General features: G+C 37.4%; 19 protein-coding genes. 8 read left to right on the plus strand and 11 right to left on the minus strand.

The features are described from left to right. Position 1: 1 nt before the first annotated feature. Positions 2 to 1,057 (minus strand): DNA cytosine methyltransferase, encoded by a 1,056-nt coding sequence (locus CJ239_RS08835; RefSeq protein ID WP_102211295.1) that lies wholly within the window; start codon positions 1,055 to 1,057, stop codon positions 2 to 4. A 192-nt stretch (positions 1,058 to 1,249) separates the two neighbouring features. On the opposite strand from CJ239_RS08835, the gene CJ239_RS11790 reads away from it, so the two are divergent. Next, positions 1,250 to 1,411: a hypothetical protein gene (locus CJ239_RS11790; RefSeq protein WP_180958255.1), complete on the plus strand. Its 162-nt coding sequence runs from the start codon at positions 1,250 to 1,252 to the stop codon at positions 1,409 to 1,411. Between the two features lie 415 nt (positions 1,412 to 1,826). On the opposite strand, the gene CJ239_RS08840 is transcribed toward CJ239_RS11790, so the two are convergent. The 10 genes from CJ239_RS08840 to CJ239_RS08885 all read right to left on the minus strand — a co-directional run bounded on the left by CJ239_RS08840 (position 1,827) and on the right by CJ239_RS08885 (position 8,167). After that, positions 1,827 to 2,150: a hypothetical protein gene (locus tag CJ239_RS08840; RefSeq protein WP_102211296.1), complete on the minus strand. Its 324-nt coding sequence runs from the start codon at positions 2,148 to 2,150 to the stop codon at positions 1,827 to 1,829. 186 nt (positions 2,151 to 2,336) lie between these two features. Next, positions 2,337 to 2,714, minus strand: a complete 378-nt coding sequence (locus CJ239_RS08845; RefSeq protein WP_102211297.1) for a hypothetical protein — start codon at positions 2,712 to 2,714, stop codon at positions 2,337 to 2,339. A 372-nt stretch (positions 2,715 to 3,086) separates the two neighbouring features. Beyond that, positions 3,087 to 4,271 (minus strand): hypothetical protein, encoded by a 1,185-nt coding sequence (locus tag CJ239_RS08850; protein WP_102211298.1) that lies wholly within the window; start codon positions 4,269 to 4,271, stop codon positions 3,087 to 3,089. After that, on the minus strand, positions 4,268 to 4,450 hold the full coding sequence (locus CJ239_RS08855; protein ID WP_102211299.1) for a hypothetical protein: 183 nt from the start codon (positions 4,448 to 4,450) through the stop codon (positions 4,268 to 4,270). Before CJ239_RS08855 ends, CJ239_RS08850 begins: the two co-directional genes overlap by 4 nt. 1 nt (position 4,451) lies before the next feature. After that, positions 4,452 to 4,784, minus strand: coding sequence for a hypothetical protein (locus tag CJ239_RS08860; protein ID WP_102211300.1), 333 nt, complete (start codon positions 4,782 to 4,784; stop codon positions 4,452 to 4,454). 18 nt (positions 4,785 to 4,802) lie between these two features. Then, positions 4,803 to 5,189: a hypothetical protein gene (locus CJ239_RS08865; RefSeq protein ID WP_257994518.1), complete on the minus strand. Its 387-nt coding sequence runs from the start codon at positions 5,187 to 5,189 to the stop codon at positions 4,803 to 4,805. A gap of 14 nt (positions 5,190 to 5,203) precedes the next feature. Beyond that, positions 5,204 to 5,968: a hypothetical protein gene (locus CJ239_RS08870; protein ID WP_102211302.1), complete on the minus strand. Its 765-nt coding sequence runs from the start codon at positions 5,966 to 5,968 to the stop codon at positions 5,204 to 5,206. 216 nt (positions 5,969 to 6,184) lie between these two features. Then, the gene (locus CJ239_RS08875; RefSeq protein WP_102211303.1) at positions 6,185 to 6,832 is read right to left on the minus strand and encodes a recombinase family protein; all 648 of its coding nucleotides are present in this window, start codon (positions 6,830 to 6,832) and stop codon (positions 6,185 to 6,187) included. Between the two features lie 92 nt (positions 6,833 to 6,924). Next, positions 6,925 to 7,317, minus strand: coding sequence for a hypothetical protein (locus tag CJ239_RS08880; RefSeq protein ID WP_102211304.1), 393 nt, complete (start codon positions 7,315 to 7,317; stop codon positions 6,925 to 6,927). 139 nt (positions 7,318 to 7,456) lie between these two features. Further along, positions 7,457 to 8,167: a hypothetical protein gene (locus CJ239_RS08885; protein WP_142367006.1), complete on the minus strand. Its 711-nt coding sequence runs from the start codon at positions 8,165 to 8,167 to the stop codon at positions 7,457 to 7,459. A gap of 525 nt (positions 8,168 to 8,692) precedes the next feature. Between CJ239_RS08885 and CJ239_RS08890 the strand changes: the two genes are divergently transcribed. From CJ239_RS08890 to CJ239_RS08920, 7 genes are all read left to right on the plus strand, one after another. Then, on the plus strand, positions 8,693 to 8,953 hold the full coding sequence (locus tag CJ239_RS08890) for a hypothetical protein (protein WP_102211306.1): 261 nt from the start codon (positions 8,693 to 8,695) through the stop codon (positions 8,951 to 8,953). Positions 8,954 to 8,963: 10 nt separating this feature from the next. Next, positions 8,964 to 9,209, plus strand: coding sequence for a hypothetical protein (locus CJ239_RS08895; protein ID WP_102211307.1), 246 nt, complete (start codon positions 8,964 to 8,966; stop codon positions 9,207 to 9,209). Between the two features lie 155 nt (positions 9,210 to 9,364). After that, positions 9,365 to 9,970 carry an MT-A70 family methyltransferase gene (locus tag CJ239_RS08900; protein ID WP_102211308.1) on the plus strand — a complete coding sequence of 202 codons (606 nt, stop codon included), beginning with the start codon at positions 9,365 to 9,367 and terminating at the stop codon, positions 9,968 to 9,970. 161 nt (positions 9,971 to 10,131) lie between these two features. After that, positions 10,132 to 12,282 (plus strand): type IV secretory system conjugative DNA transfer family protein, encoded by a 2,151-nt coding sequence (locus CJ239_RS08910; RefSeq protein ID WP_102211310.1) that lies wholly within the window; start codon positions 10,132 to 10,134, stop codon positions 12,280 to 12,282. Further along, positions 12,269 to 13,039 carry a replication-relaxation family protein gene (locus tag CJ239_RS08915; RefSeq protein WP_102211311.1) on the plus strand — a complete coding sequence of 257 codons (771 nt, stop codon included), beginning with the start codon at positions 12,269 to 12,271 and terminating at the stop codon, positions 13,037 to 13,039. Before CJ239_RS08910 ends, CJ239_RS08915 begins: the two co-directional genes overlap by 14 nt. Next, positions 13,032 to 13,154 carry a hypothetical protein gene (locus tag CJ239_RS12260; protein ID WP_001058384.1) on the plus strand — a complete coding sequence of 41 codons (123 nt, stop codon included), beginning with the start codon at positions 13,032 to 13,034 and terminating at the stop codon, positions 13,152 to 13,154. The genes CJ239_RS08915 and CJ239_RS12260 overlap by 8 nt, the downstream gene beginning before the upstream one ends. 75 nt (positions 13,155 to 13,229) lie before the next feature. Further along, positions 13,230 to 14,900, plus strand: a complete 1,671-nt coding sequence (locus tag CJ239_RS08920; protein ID WP_102211312.1) for a recombinase family protein — start codon at positions 13,230 to 13,232, stop codon at positions 14,898 to 14,900. Positions 14,901 to 14,940: the final 40 nt, after the last annotated feature.

Consider the following 14,940-nt stretch of genomic DNA (forward strand, 5'->3'; position numbering starts at 1 on the left):
ATTACTCTTCGTTATTTTTTAAATATTTCAATAAATTGTTTGCAATTTGCTGAGCCATTAAAGGAGGAACAGCATTACCAACTTGTCTAAATTGCTGTGTTTTACTTCCGTAAAAGATAAAATCATCTGGAAAAGATTGTAGACGAGCAGATTCCCTCACTGTTGGCACACGATTATACTTATAGTGGAAATGATGTCTATGCCCCGTATCAATCGTAGGAGCTGGCTTCCAACTAGCAAATCGTGTCCAAGCGACATTAAATTTTCTTGTTTCTCGTAATTCCTCTGGTAGATTTTTATAATTTCCACCGTCAGGAACGAGGGCTATCGTGCTCGTTACTTTTTCAGAATGCTTAGCTGCGATATGATTCAAAACAACAGATGAACGATTTCGCATTAGTTTTTGATAGTCATTTTGAGGTTCTGAAATATAAGACATTTCTAAATCACCAAGCTCATTTTCTAATGTTGGTAAATCAGAAAGTGCCATCTCAGTCGTGATAGTTTTATCCAAGGATTCAGGATACTCAAAGCCATCATTCCTTGTCCCTACAAAAATGACACGCTTCCTATTTTGCGGAACTCCATAATCAGAAGCTAACAAAACTTTAAACTGAACCTTATAGCCCATTTTCGAAAATTCTTCGATAATAGTATCTTTAATTTGACCTTTAAACAGGCTAACAATACCGATAACATTTTCTATAACAAAGGCAGTCGGCTGCATTTCTTGAACCAATCGAATGTAAGATAGGTAAAGTTTATTCCGTGGGTCATCAAATTTTCTCGGTCCAGAAAGCGACATTCCCTGACAAGGCGGACCACCAACAATTAGGTCAACCTTTTGTTCTCCAATTATCGGCTTTATATCTTCTTCATAGGATATATTCGTAATATCTCCACATAATATTTTTGAATTCTTATGATTTTTTTGGAATGTCTCTAAAGCTTTTTCGTCGTTATCAATCCCCAATAGAACATTAAAACCAGCCATCTCGAATCCATAAGATAGGCCACCTGCTCCTGAAAATAAATCTATGATATTATATTTTTTCAATTTGTAAACTCCAATTTATTACTATCTTCAATTATACCACAGAAAACAATTTGAAGATACTTTGCAAAATAATGTCCACACCTTACCTAGTAGTCCAACAACTAACCAACTCTAGCCCCTTAACCCCAGCGATTTCAAGTCGTTGGGTTTTTCGTGAAAAAGTGCTTGACTCTTCCCCTATAGAGAGTTATCATGGACACACCAATAAAGCAAAGGAGATTTATATGGAAAGATACAACCACTAGCCAACATTTTGAAACTGAACCAAAACTTCCTAAAGTCGAAACTGTTAACCTCACGACTTTTGAAGAATTACACGACTACACGGTGGAGGGTGTGTTTTTAAGCCCTTGAAAATCTCCATCACGGACGAAGATTCTTGGGTTTATACTTGCCGTTTTCTTAATTCTGAGTGTGCCGAAGAATATTATACTACTTGTTGCAAAACGGAAGATTTGGAAGAATTTGCCGTTTAGAATTGCAAATTACAGGAAGAAAAGGTCGAAGTTTTAAACATTGAACTACAAAGCCAAGTTTAATTTTAGTTATTTTAATGCTTTTTTCAACAAAACTGTTGACACAATAATTTTAAGTCTGTATAATAGATTAAGTTATCTCAGATAGCTATAAAATATATGCTTTTGAGATAAAGAAAATCCCAACGATAATCGTACTACCGTTGGGGAGAAGATTTCTTATTTTTAGTTATCAGCCTTATAGTTAACCAACAAGAGAACGATAAGACTGATTTGCATTAGCTTCACCACTATTAGTGGTGATTTTTTCTTTTATTTGGTGAAGCTTTATTCCTAGGTTTAGTATAGTTATTACCCTTTCTAAGCCAAGTGGCCATCAGCTCTTTTGAATTTCTGGTTCTTCTGTTAGAATTGATAACCAAGAATGCAAAGCAACAAATGATTAGTGGAATAACGACTATCACTACACTTATCACAGTAAGATTTTCGAACGGTATTTTTAATATATGAACAGAAACTACGCTACCAATACCACCAGTACCTGCTGCAGTCAACATTGATTTTATATTTTTTTCTGTTCCATCCTCACTTTCATTAAAAATGTGTTGGTTAGACAAAACAAGAAATCTTCGGTGTTACTAATATAACGATATCCTTACACTTTGTCAATAGCAGTGTATTATTTATAACTGTTTTTAATTTTTCTGACATTTTTACACTGTATTAAAAAATTTTCTTTATATTTTCAATTCGAAACAAACACCCCAGTCGCAAAACTGGGGCAATTTTGTTATAAATTTCAGCTAACAAACCGTCTCATCGATATAGGTCACTGGTGTTGCCAAAATGTATAGCAAGGTTTCGCACATCTCACCTCTACTTTGGCAAGTGAGCAACTTTTTGATTTTCGCAATAAACTTTTCTTTGCTTTCGTTAATGGCAAAAACTGTTATTTTGCGTTTAAAAACATTAGTTTCAACATAATCGAAGGCAAAACCTTTTTCGAACACTCGTAGTTTCGTTAAAAATGTGGGCAAAGATATCGGGTCGTTAAGATAAAATCCTAATTGGTCTGGTTGCCATTCAATTGGCATTTCTGGCACAACACCCCAATATGTTTGCTGGCGTATTTTGCTTTCTAATTTTTGTAGATACATTTCAGTTTCTAAATCGATATACATATCACTCCTATCTGTTAAATTTCTTTTACATGTCCATCATAACTCTCTGTAGCAATGAAGTCCAGCCTATTTTTGAGTTTAATTTACATCGGTTTAAAGGTATGAAAAGCAGATTTTTTGCTGGTGTTTTTGTGGGGATGTGAAGTTGTGAAAAGCTCAACTACTGGAGATTTTCGAAAGGTAATCCATAGCAACAGAAGCAAAAAAAGGAAATAAAAAGCTTAGAATATTTTCTTGAAGATTCCTCCGCCCTCCTCTACACAGACTAATATTGTGTAAAAATACAATAAGTCGTGTGCCAAAATTGGGCAGAAACGGCGGTATTACCGCAAAACTATCCAACCCGAACCGAAAGGCGAAGCGAATATAAAACTATTCAATCCAATCCAGAAATACGGAGTCACTCCATTTTAAATCAGAGTTTAAAGGTGGTAGAGGTTTGAATTTTTGAACAACCACCTCGGGCTCTCCACCTTTTCTAGAAACTTTATATAGAGTTGGTTCTTCCTGGCTAGAAGCTCTTGACTTAGATAAAAAGAAAATCTCACCCTTATCTGGCGATAATATCGGACTATAATTCTGTCTATCTTCATTTTGCGGAACAAGATTTTTTACGAAATTTGCATTACGATAGCTATTAGGATCATCTGTAGCAGGCTCCTTAAAAGCACTCCATATAGAAAAACCTGATGCTAAATATTCTCCATCACCAAGATATAAAGTAACATCATATTCATGATGCTGATAAGTGAATGTTTCGTCTAATCTGTTTGTATGAATACCATTATTGCCAATATTTCCATCATCTTCAGTAACAAAGAAATATTTATTATTTTCATCTAAATAAATTTTACGATACCTTGTATCCCCAAGACGGTTTTTTCGAGGGTTGAATTCTTCAACTGCACTTCGCGAGAGATTATTCAGTGGTATTCTGTAGAATTTTGCATTAGAGTCTGTCAAATCTGTTGAAACATAGCAAAAATAATCATTTTCAATATAGGGACGCTTATGATAAAATTTTTTCGAAGAAAAACTGTTTTCATCACCTTCAACAATAGCAGAAATATCCGTCAATTCCCCATTTTCATTAAGAATACCTACCCTTTCAGAATCTGAGTTTTTTAGCTTAAAAGTCACAACTATATTTTTTAGGTCTTTATCAAACCCTTTTTTAGCATAAAATGGACGAGTAAAAAAACCGGTTGGTTCGCTACGAGAATCTATTACTATTTTTGCTACTTCTAGAGAAACGATTGGTTTCCCTTCAGATGTTTGCTCGGGAAACTCAAACGACCTATAGGGTTTAATACTGCCATCCGTAGGCGATACTAAAGAAAGGTCAACTCTTTTAATATCGTTGTAGGTGTGAGCACCATAATGTATTGCCGCCATAACAATACCTTTTAATTTTGCTTCCTTGTCTGTTGAGCTAGTAGCTAGCGAAGTAGTACTAGATGTAGAATTATTGATTGAAGTATTAGAAGTCCTAGAGCTACAGGCTACAAGAATTAATCCAATCCAAATCCCAAATATGGTAAAAATTATCTTTTTCATTTATCTTCCTTTATTTCTCTTTTACGTTTTTCTTCATGCTTATCCAGACTTTTCGAAAAGAATTGCTCGGTTAAATCTGTTAGCCAATCTGCAAAACGTTCGCCTGCGAATTGAATAGCGATAAGAATTCCAGTTCCTACAATAAAAACCAAAATCAAGTAATTATCCAAATTGGCCATTTTAATTATTTTCTCCTCGTTTTCTTGCTTCTACTAAAATATCTTTAAAATCGTCATCTTGCCAAAGTGTGAAAAAAGTAATTCCACCAACTATAACAGAGACCATCACACCTGTAAGGCTACTTCCACGCTTTTTCGAAACTAGTTTGTTTATCTCTTTACCTGCGGATTTAAATATCCCAGCTGAGAGATAAGAATCAGGTTTAAATACGGAACCTGCTGTATAGCTTTGCCCGTAATAAAGTACCGAACCATTATCTCTAAATCCATAAAATAGAAACCCAATGATAGCTATTGTTATAATTGCCAACCGAATTTTAATGCTATTTTTCATATTAATCTACCTTTTACATTACTCGTAATCAATACCTTTTCTTGTAATTGCAACGACCTTTCCTTTACTAAGAAAAACAATCACTGACTTACCGTCTTTTAATTTGTAAACGTAGTAGTCTGTAATGATACCATTTATTCCCACAGTCCAATTTGATTTCTGAGACAGGATTGATTCACTACTAGATAAGTCCATTTTTAGTAATTTTTCATATAGCTGGGTAACATCACTAAGAGAAGAGGACTTCTCGTGTGGTGCTCCAACCGCCTTAACCAAGTCTTTTTCGGTTAGCTCATTCTGAACACTTGGAAAATTCGATAAAACTAAATCCTTTCTCTTATTTGCGCAAGAAACAAGTAACAGAATCATCGCTAAACATGTAATTACCATTCCTAATTTTTTCATCACTCGCTATCCTCCTATTTTTGAATATTGTCTGCTATTTTAGCTAATATTGCTTCTAAAATAGCAGGAGACACTTTTCTTTCCTCCATAGAATAACTACCTTTAGGTTGGTATAATAAATCCATAGATAAAATTTGACTTCCATTCAGAAAAATCTTACTACTAAAAGTACTGTTTTCCTTAGTATCATACTGGTCATAAATAAAAGCTCCATTTTCTATTCTTAAGTCTACAAAAGGAACGTAACTTTCCATCTGGTTAGTAGCTCGACCTATTTTCTCATTTGGAAGAGCAGCTTTTTGGTAATAATCTGAGTTTAAATAACCTTCTAATAACTCTTGAGCCTGTCCAGAATTCTGAATATGGAATTTAAAATCTCCTTGTTCATATGCACCGCGAATATCAATTCCTGTATGGTCATATAAATTAGCTACTAATCTTATTCTTCCCACCTGATTATTATCTTTATCAAAGAATAAATATTGAATAAGAACACTCTTCTCGAGCTTATCATAGTCCCAGATATTGTCAGGGTCTATTTTTACATTACTAACTCCATACTGCAACATAATTTCGCCTAAATCTTTATCAGATAACACTTTCTTTAAATCATCAGACGTTTTGATTCGAAGATTGACTGTTTCGCTTTGATTATGATTATCTGAACTAACTGGATTGTTAGCACTATTCTTCTGTGCTATTGTAGAATTCGAACAGCTGCATAAGCAAGCCAAAATTAAAGTACCAACACCTAACTTAGTAAGTTTTTTAAGTTCCATTTGCTTTCCTTTTTGTTTGTATAAAATCTCCTAGTCCCTTGCGAGACAAGGCTTTAGGTGTATCGGATAACGACCATTAAACGATACACTTAAAAAACAAAAAATGCCAATCTAACACAGACTCAAAACCTTGTTAAATTCGCATTTTCTAAAATATTCACATTGTTATTTTGAATGTTTCGCCAAATGGTCGTTAATCGAAACAAATTTACGCACTCATTCTACCATTTCGTCCTGCTTTTGGCAAGTATTTTGCAAAACTTTTTTGCGATTATTCGTCACCTTATTTCGTTCCAGCACCTTATATACGGTTGAAGTGGAGATTTGTTCTGCTTTTGCAATATTCCGTATGCTCGTATTTGTGTAGAGATAGAGATTAAGGATGCGCTCTTCTTTTGCTTTTTCTATCCGCTTGGCACCCAACCGAATGCCTTTTTCCTTGGCTTTTCGAAGCCCTTCACGGGTACGAAACCGTAAGTTTTCTAGCTCGCTCTCTGCCACAAAACCTAAGATCATACAAAGCAACCTGCCAATAAGCGAGTCAGTTTCCAACTTTTCGTGCAAACTAACGAGCTGGATATGATGTTTGTTAAGCTGTTCGATAATCTCCAATAGCTTGAACATAGAGCGAGTAAGTCTGTCAAGCTTATAGATAGTGAAAGTAACTTGCTTGCCATTTTTCGAAAAACTTTTAGCTAAGTTTAGAGCCTTTTCAAGTTCAGGGCGAGCATCATATGAACCTGATTCTTTTTCTATAAAGAGCTGGTCACAGTGTTTGAGAGCCTCAATTTGCACCTCCAAGCCTAAGTCTTGCTTGTGAGTGGAAACTCTAGCATAGCCAATGTTAATAGTATTTTGAGACATAAAAAATCCTCCTGTTATATTGATTCAGGGGGATATTTTACTATGAATTGAGGGATGAGAAAAGACCTCTCATTCAGAGAGGTCTCAAAAAATCAAATGTTACTATCTTTCAACCCTTCTTTTAAAATCAAATATTGATCATTCGTCAACCCAAGAATTTCCTGCATAATATACTCAATAGTATCTTGGAGTTCTTGTTGTTCAACAGATCCCCTTTCATACAAAAGTTTAGACGAACCATCTGTTTTAGATATATACCTCATTACATTGTTGATTGTTTTTTCATTCTTTTCAGATAACTTAACTTGTTGTTTTAAAGTATATCCTGTAATTTTTTCAACAATTTCTCGACCATTAGACATAAACGGCATGTAATCAAAGTAAACTAATAATCTTCTTGCCACACTCTCTTTTGAATATGGGTCATTAGCGGTATCGTTCCAGATTATTTGCTTAATTCTGTCAGGAACACGATTTTGAAACATATATTTTACCTCCAAATTTTACCCACCGCTTGCTCGGTAGGTATACTTATTTCCTACCAAGTGCAAGGGCTACAATTCAGAAGTAAAATCCGAAAAGTGCGAAAATATTAAATTTTATAGCTTAATTATACACTAATATTTATGTTTTGTCAATAAAACCTATAAACTCTTGGAATCGAGTAATATAAGTATCATTAGTTAATTTACTCATATACTTAATTGCCTGTGTTTTAAAATTATTCTCATATAAAAATTTCAAAATATCAAATAGATACTTATTATTAGTAATTTGACGAATATGCCTGTCGATAAATTGAATCTTATCGTCATTTGATATTTCTTCTTTAGACAAATATGTTTTAAAAATTCTATCTAAATAAACATTATTACTTATTTTAGAAATCATTTTATCAATAAAGTCTTGCATAATTTCATCATTGTGGAATCCACTTTCAACAGCATACTCAATCACTCTACTTATATGAACAGAGTTGGTCATTTTTTCGAAACACAAGTTCATAGCACTTTCGTTTTTCATATCAAAAGCTACCAAACATAATTTTTCAAGTTTAGCGTTATTATCAGTGTTAATAATGGCTTTTTGTAAATCTTCGAGAGTCTTAATTTTTAAATCAACATTAACAGTATTTTCTATAGTAAAATAGAACACCTCTTTTAAAAAGTTATATGTAATGTCATTATTAATAATATCTATTAGTTTATCCTTATCTTTACAACTAATATTTTCCGAATTTTTTACTAAGCTAATCATGCTTGATTTGACATCATCACTTTCTTTAATTAGATGTTTACCAACAAAATAATTTAAAGCATCAGTAGAATCTTCCATTTTTCCCACCTTCAATTTTTTCATTAATATTTTAGACGGATTTCTGCTCCGACTCAATAAGTAGCCAATAACATTCGGAGAATATCCCTGAAGACTCACTTCGAAAACTGCAAGAAATTCATTCACGAAAGTTACTCTTCCAACATGACTTCGATGATTTTGATTTAACATGAGCATATCCATAAAAGTTGCAAAACATAGATGATACATAGCTTTATCTCCATTCTGTTGTTTTTGTTGTTTTTAGGCAATAGATTCAAAACATATTTAGCGATATACTAAAACCATCAAAGGAATAAGTCGACTTCCCCCTCTGATAAACCTTTTACTTTTATTATACTCTTTTAAGGAGGAAAATTCTCTTGCTAACATTACTTATCTTTTTACCGTATCTTCTAACCTCAGCTGTTGCGATATATTTCACAAAGAAAAGGTCTAGAAAATAATTGACTACAGGTTTATATTAGGTTATGTAAGCCCCACTAATATAAACCTGCCTCTATGGGGCTATTAAGGAGAAAAACTATGCTTCCACAAAATACTCAAAACCAAACAGATATCACTCATCAACTAGCGAATCCATTTCAGCTTGAAGTGGCAAGAAGTCTTTCAAAAGAAATGGCTATGCTTCAGAAGAATCAGCTTCTGACGGCAGACATTCTTAACAAAGTAGGCGACCTTTCAAAGCTTGAGGCAGATATTCTGGCAAAAACTCCCCACGCCAAGGAACGCACAGACTTCATCATTAAGACTTTTGCCTTGGTCGCCTCCCAGCAGATAAGATAGGAGGTTCCCTATGAACGAATTTATCTTACCTATAATTTTTGCCGTTTCTCTTGGATTTGTAGCTGGCATTATTGCCTTGTTGGTATATCTTGATTCTCAATCTAAAAAACAACCCGTCAAAGAGAAAAACAAAAATCTTCCTCCTATTTACACTGAAGCAGAAATTGAACTAGCTCAATTTCTCGAGAGTAGGCAAGCCGTTAATGAGGCATTCCTCTCAGCTCAGGCGGAACTACTCAAAGAACTTCGAAAGTGACGTAATTTTTACATCACCGAACAAAACAGCAATATTTTAGCACTTTAACAGATTTAGTCCCATTCGCATCGCTCCCAATCCATAAACTGCTTATGCTCCCTTTTGTCAGCGGTTTCTGGTATGCTCGGAGCGTCACAAACAGAAAGGATTTTAAAATGACACAACCAACTCAACCAAAGAAATTCAAAACCATCCTCGCTGATGTTCCCTATATGAAGAACCAAACAGGTAGCTACGGAGCCTGCAAGCATTACAACCTGATGAGCCACGAGGAAATCCGCAATATGCCCATCAAGGACATCGCTGCAGACAACGCCCATCTCTGGTTTTGGACTTCCAACTCTTATATGGAAGAATCTTACGATATTATTCGGGCGTGGGGCTTTGAGCCAAAAAGCATTTTTACTTGGGTTAAACCAACTCTGGGCTTGGGAACTTATCTTCGAAATTCCACCGAGCATGTCATTTTCGCAACTCGAGGAAAAGCTCCCATCAAGTTCAAGGGACAGATGAATTGGGGTTTCTTCCCCAAACAAGACCACAGCCACAAGCCCGAAGAACTCTTCGCTATCATCGAACGCTGTTCTGAGCCAGATTATTTAGAGCTCTTTGCACGGCGACCTGTGTCTTCCAATAAAAAATGGGCTATATGGGGTAATGAAGTTGAGAGCGACATTATTATCTCTCACTATCCCGTTCCTCAATATTCTAAAAATCCCATTGACTACAGAAAGGCGGATGATGACTCGTGCGAAAAATAGTTGGCTACACCTTGCTTTTCGTTCTGCTGGCATATTTAGTCAATCGGGCGATTTACTGGCTAATCGAAATTGCCCTACCATTAAGCTTGCTTGCCGTATTACTTGGTGGCGGAATGCTTGCTTTTCGCTACTGGAAAAACAAAAGAGATTGGAGGTGACCAATGAAACGCCCAACAAATTTTGAAATTTATGAAATGGATTACACTCGCCCTGTGGAATTTCAAGACATACTAGATTTGATGGTGCGACTCTCAGGCTACACCAGACGCCAGCCCTTCGTTTTGGAGATTCGTTTAACGAAAAACGAGGTGCGATATTTGCTTCTCAGTAGCCCACTGGACACGCCCTATTTACACAAAATGATGCAGGTTTCCAATGACATTCAGTTTTCAAAACTTCGCCCTAAAGAGCGAAAAATATCTGAAAAAGCGTGGCGTGCAGCTATCAAACGCAACCATTTTAGCCTCAAAACAGATGGCGTTGAAAATTTCACTCGTTCCTTTTTGGCACTTAGTCATCACCTAAAACCACAGGAAGAAATTTGTATACAGGTTGTAGTGGGCAAGTCGCGTCCGCCACAACCGCTAGCTCGTGATTTATCGCACCTTAACGCCACTTGGTGGCAGTGGATTTCAGGGGATATCCCAAAGCTTTCCAAAGATGCCGACAAGCTGATTCGGGAAAAACTCCGCCACGCCCAGTTTCAAGCAGATGTACGGATTGGTGTGCGAAGTGATAGTCATTTTCGCAAGAATGAGCTATATCATACTGTTTTAGGAGCCTTTCGAATGTTAGAATCCAGCGGTGTCGAACTTTTTCTCAACCCGATTTCAAGCGAGAAAGTGAATAAATTTCAAATTCCGTGGGCTTTTCCACTCACCCTTTCTTCGCAGGAGCTTGCCAGCTTTTGGCTTGCCCCTATTGGCAAAAGCGAGCTGGCTGGGATTACCAATATTCACCCCAAAATTCTCCGTCTGCCTTTGGGCTATAAAGTTCCAGATGTGCCTGTTCGAAAATTTGGTGAAAGTATCAAAAACGAACCGCTCCAGATTTTACCTCGAGACGCCACCCAGCATCTCTTAGTGTTAGGCGGAACGGGCGTTGGAAAATCTACATTGCTTGCCCAGTTCATTTTGGCAGATATTCAAGCAGGCAGAAGCACGCTGTTAATTGACCCCAAAGGCGACTTGGTACGAGAAGTGTTGGCTCATTTCCCAAAAGAACGGCGAGCAGATTTGGTTATCATTGATCCCGGTTCCAGCAACAAAATTATCGGTCTCAACCCCTTTAACCTGACTCGCTACACTTCGCCTGAGCTGGTGGCGGATATGTTACTTAATCTTTTTCAAGAACTTTTCAGCGACAACTGGGGTATTCGCACGGTTGATGTGCTCAGCCACGCCTTAACCGTGATGACACAAGTTGAAAATTCTAATTTACCCCAATTACCTAAGTTTTTAACCAATCCCGTCTTTCGAAATCAACTATTAAGTCAGATTTCCGACCCTTTTCTCTTGGATTTCTGGCAGGGCTACAACCAGCTAAGCGATGCCAACCGTGAGGTGTTAATCTCGCCAGTGTTAAACAAAATCCGTCAGCTTTTGCTTCGAAAAGAACTGCGAGCCATGCTTGCCTCTACTTCGAAAAAATTTAACCTGATGGAGCTCTTCACCAGTAAAAAAGTAGTCTTAGTTAACCTCAACCGAGGACAAATTGGGGTGACAAACGCTAAATTTATCGGTTCGCTTATCACCAACTACATCTACCAGCTAACCCTCCACCAAGCCCATCTCGCCCCCGAAAATCGCCCTTTCCTACCCATTTACATTGATGAGCTGGGGCAATTCCTTAAGCTCCCTGTGGATTTGGAGGATGCCCTCGCAGTGTCTCGTTCGATGAAAGTGGGCTACATTCTCGCCAGCCAGCACCTGACGCAATTGCCATCTACTCTGCGTACTAGCGTTTTGAGTAATTGTCGCAGTAAAATCATTTTCACGCTGGAACACCACGAAGCCAAGGAACTCGCCAGCCAAGCTCCAGAACTCACTTTCGAAGATTTTATGACCCTTGCACCTTTTCACTTTTATGCCCAAATGCCGATTTTTTACAATCACTTCAAGTGGGTCTCAGGGCGAAGTCTGCCTCTTTCGAAAAATGCTCAGCCAATTGATGAACTTTATGCCGAAAGTTTGGAATACTACGGCGACGATTTAGCCAATTTCGAAAATACACCACTTCAAAACAAGAAAGATGAAATTCCACCCGAAAATTTAGGACGGAAGAAGCGAGGAGGACAAAATGGAGAAAATTGAACTAACAGAAAAAGAACGAGAGATTCTAACTCTGCTCGCCCAGTGCCGTTATGCGACCACCAAGCAGATTGTTGCCCTCTATTTTCAGGATAGCCAGCATTCGCGAACTGCTTTCCGAAGAGCTAACTTGCTTTTAAACCAAATCAAAAATCGCCAACTCATCAATCACCTCGAACGGCGAATCGGTGGCGTGCGAGCAGGTTCAGGCAGTTTCGTTTGGTACATCACGATAAAAGGGTTGAAAACATTACACCGTCCACAACGCTTTAAAAATAAGTATGAACCCACCGCCCACCACTTGGAACACACGCTAGCGGTGACACAAGCGTATGTTTTTCTGAAATTATTGGAAGAAGCTGGCAAAATCCAGCTGGAACGGTTCGATTTTGAACCCACCTGCCACCGCACCTACGCCACCTTTTCGGGCAAGAAGATTTTTCTGAAACCTGATGCTTTTGCCCAACTGGTTTTGGGCGAATATGAGGACAGTTATTTTTGCGAAATCGATATGGCGACCGAAAGCCTCAACCGAGTGGTAAATCAGTGTAAAAAATACATCGCCTACTACCAAACAGGCATTGAACAGCGAGAACAAGACGGTGTGTTTCCACTGGTTCTATGGATTGTGCCGCACAACAAACGAAAAGAAGCGATTTCGAAGAAAATCGAAAACGAGCTGAATAATTTTCAGCCAATGTTTCAGGTGGTAACGCTGGAGGAATTTAGTGAATGGATTGGAGGACGAACAGATGAATAATGAAAAAGAACGAATTGTCAAAATCGGGCGAGCAACTTTTAAGATTAACCGAAAATTTGGTGGTTCGAAAAGTTTGAAAGAATTACTTGAAAAGCTGATTTTGCAGGAAAAATAAGCTCCAAAGACTGGACTTCTTCGCCCTTTCGAGGTATCATGTCCATGGGTTAGAGTGTAATTGAAAGGAGACACGATGACAAACAGCACATTAACAAAGCAGATTCCAGATTGGACGGAGGTTGAGTTTGAAGGTTTGAGCGAGATTAGCGTTTTGTATTGCAGGCTTTCCGCAGAAGATGCAAACGAAGGTGAATCTAACTCAATTTCCAACCAACGCTTGATTTTAAGCAAACTGGCAGAGCGAGAGAATTTGAACAACCCAATTGTATTTTACGATGATGGCTACTCAGGTTCAAACGCCCAGCGTCCAGCTTTCCAACAAGCTCTGGCATTGGTTAAAAACAACCAAGTTTCGAATTTTGTGGTAAAGGATTTGAGCCGTGTTTCAAGAGATTACCTGCTTTCAGGAAATCTTTTGGAGGTGGTTTTCCCTTCGAAAAACATTCGCTTCATTTCCCTACAAGAAAATATAGATAGCAACAAGAAATCCAGCCAAGATGCCTATCTCACACCGTTAGTTTCCCTGTTTAACAACTGGTATAGTATGCAGTGTAGCGAGAAAATTAAGCTTTCGAAACATACCAAAGCCAAAAATGGTGAAAAAATCGGCTGGATTACCCCTTATGGATACCTCAACAATCCAGAAAATCGTAAGGAGTGGTTGGTAGATAAATATGCTTCAGAAATCGTTAAACGGATATTTTCGGAGTATATTTCAGGCAGAACACCAACCGAGATAGCTCAAGGTTTAAGACGTGACAAAATCCTCACTCCTGCTCGCTACAAAAAGAAGCTGGGTGTTTCGAACTATCGGATTTTAGAGAGCGACCCTTGTTATTGGAAAACTCAGATGATTTGGCAAATATTGGAAAAAGAGGAGTATATCGGTTCAACCATTAACTTGAAAACCGCAAAAATTTCTTACAAACAGCGGAATTGTCGCCTGCGACCTCGTGAAGATTGGCTAATTTTCCCAGATAGCCACGAAGCGATTATTTCGAAGGAAGATTTCGAAATTGCAAGAAAAATGATGAACCACAAGCGAGTCGTTCAAAGGCATAACTGGAAAGATAACCCAGGACACGAAAATTTGTTTGCAGGCTTGCTTTATTGCGAAAACGAACATAAATTAAGTTTTTGCCCACAAGAAAAAGATGGTGTGAACCTCGACCATTATAAATGTTACCATTTTAAGCGAGCTGGCGATACTTGTTCGGGCGGTCACTATCTTCGTAAAGAAGTACTGGAAAATCTAATTTTAAACGAGCTTCAAGAACTGATAAACTCGTTTCAGATTAACGAAGCAGATTTTTTACAACGCTTGAAAGACAAGTTTGAGATTAAGGAAACTAAAAAGTTTAGTAAATTACAAAAGCAACTTTCAAAAGATGAACAGCGGATAGCGGAGCTCGACACCATTATCCAGAAACTTTACGAAAAGCAACTGTTGGGTGAGATTGCGGATGACCGCTTCAAAAAATTGTGCGACAGCTATGAGGCGGAACAAGCTGAGTTGAAGGAAAAAGTCCAAACTGCCACCACAACTCTTGGGGTGAAAATGAAATCTGCCCACAACATTGAAAAATTTATGACAGCCATTCGAAAATATACTCAGCTTGAGAAGTTGACACCAAAAATTATCAACGAATTGATTGATAAAATTATTGTCCACCAACCGATTGGTAGAGGCAAGAATAGGCAAATTAAACTGGAAATACACTACCGATTTATTGGTGATATTTAAGTATTTAAAAGAGCGAGTTATAGATCGCTGCCCTATATAT

The sequence above is a fragment of the Streptococcus sp. UMB0029 genome, assembly GCF_002871495.1.
Classification (GTDB): domain Bacteria; phylum Bacillota; class Bacilli; order Lactobacillales; family Streptococcaceae; genus Streptococcus.

What these genes read in the sequence shown, in the direction of transcription:
- CJ239_RS08910 (WP_102211310.1), top strand. Translation starts at nt 10,132, where the DNA reads ATGAAACGCCCAACAAATTTTGAAATTTATGAAATGGATTACACTCGC.
- CJ239_RS08885 (WP_142367006.1), bottom strand. Translation starts at nt 8,167, where the DNA reads ATGGAAGATTCTACTGATGCTTTAAATTATTTTGTTGGTAAACATCTA.
- CJ239_RS08845 (WP_102211297.1), bottom strand. Translation starts at nt 2,714, where the DNA reads ATGTATATCGATTTAGAAACTGAAATGTATCTACAAAAATTAGAAAGC.
- CJ239_RS08850 (WP_102211298.1), bottom strand. Translation starts at nt 4,271, where the DNA reads ATGAAAAAGATAATTTTTACCATATTTGGGATTTGGATTGGATTAATT.
- CJ239_RS08880 (WP_102211304.1), bottom strand. Translation starts at nt 7,317, where the DNA reads ATGTTTCAAAATCGTGTTCCTGACAGAATTAAGCAAATAATCTGGAAC.
- CJ239_RS08860 (WP_102211300.1), bottom strand. Translation starts at nt 4,784, where the DNA reads ATGAAAAATAGCATTAAAATTCGGTTGGCAATTATAACAATAGCTATC.
- CJ239_RS11790 (WP_180958255.1), top strand. Translation starts at nt 1,250, where the DNA reads ATGGACACACCAATAAAGCAAAGGAGATTTATATGGAAAGATACAACC.
- CJ239_RS08915 (WP_102211311.1), top strand. Translation starts at nt 12,269, where the DNA reads ATGGAGAAAATTGAACTAACAGAAAAAGAACGAGAGATTCTAACTCTG.
- CJ239_RS12260 (WP_001058384.1), top strand. Translation starts at nt 13,032, where the DNA reads ATGAATAATGAAAAAGAACGAATTGTCAAAATCGGGCGAGCAACTTTT.
- CJ239_RS08870 (WP_102211302.1), bottom strand. Translation starts at nt 5,968, where the DNA reads ATGGAACTTAAAAAACTTACTAAGTTAGGTGTTGGTACTTTAATTTTG.
- CJ239_RS08900 (WP_102211308.1), top strand. Translation starts at nt 9,365, where the DNA reads ATGACACAACCAACTCAACCAAAGAAATTCAAAACCATCCTCGCTGAT.
- CJ239_RS08890 (WP_102211306.1), top strand. Translation starts at nt 8,693, where the DNA reads ATGCTTCCACAAAATACTCAAAACCAAACAGATATCACTCATCAACTA.
- CJ239_RS08865 (WP_257994518.1), bottom strand. Translation starts at nt 5,189, where the DNA reads ATGAAAAAATTAGGAATGGTAATTACATGTTTAGCGATGATTCTGTTA.
- CJ239_RS08895 (WP_102211307.1), top strand. Translation starts at nt 8,964, where the DNA reads ATGAACGAATTTATCTTACCTATAATTTTTGCCGTTTCTCTTGGATTT.
- CJ239_RS08855 (WP_102211299.1), bottom strand. Translation starts at nt 4,450, where the DNA reads ATGGCCAATTTGGATAATTACTTGATTTTGGTTTTTATTGTAGGAACT.
- CJ239_RS08875 (WP_102211303.1), bottom strand. Translation starts at nt 6,832, where the DNA reads ATGTCTCAAAATACTATTAACATTGGCTATGCTAGAGTTTCCACTCAC.
- CJ239_RS08920 (WP_102211312.1), top strand. Translation starts at nt 13,230, where the DNA reads ATGACAAACAGCACATTAACAAAGCAGATTCCAGATTGGACGGAGGTT.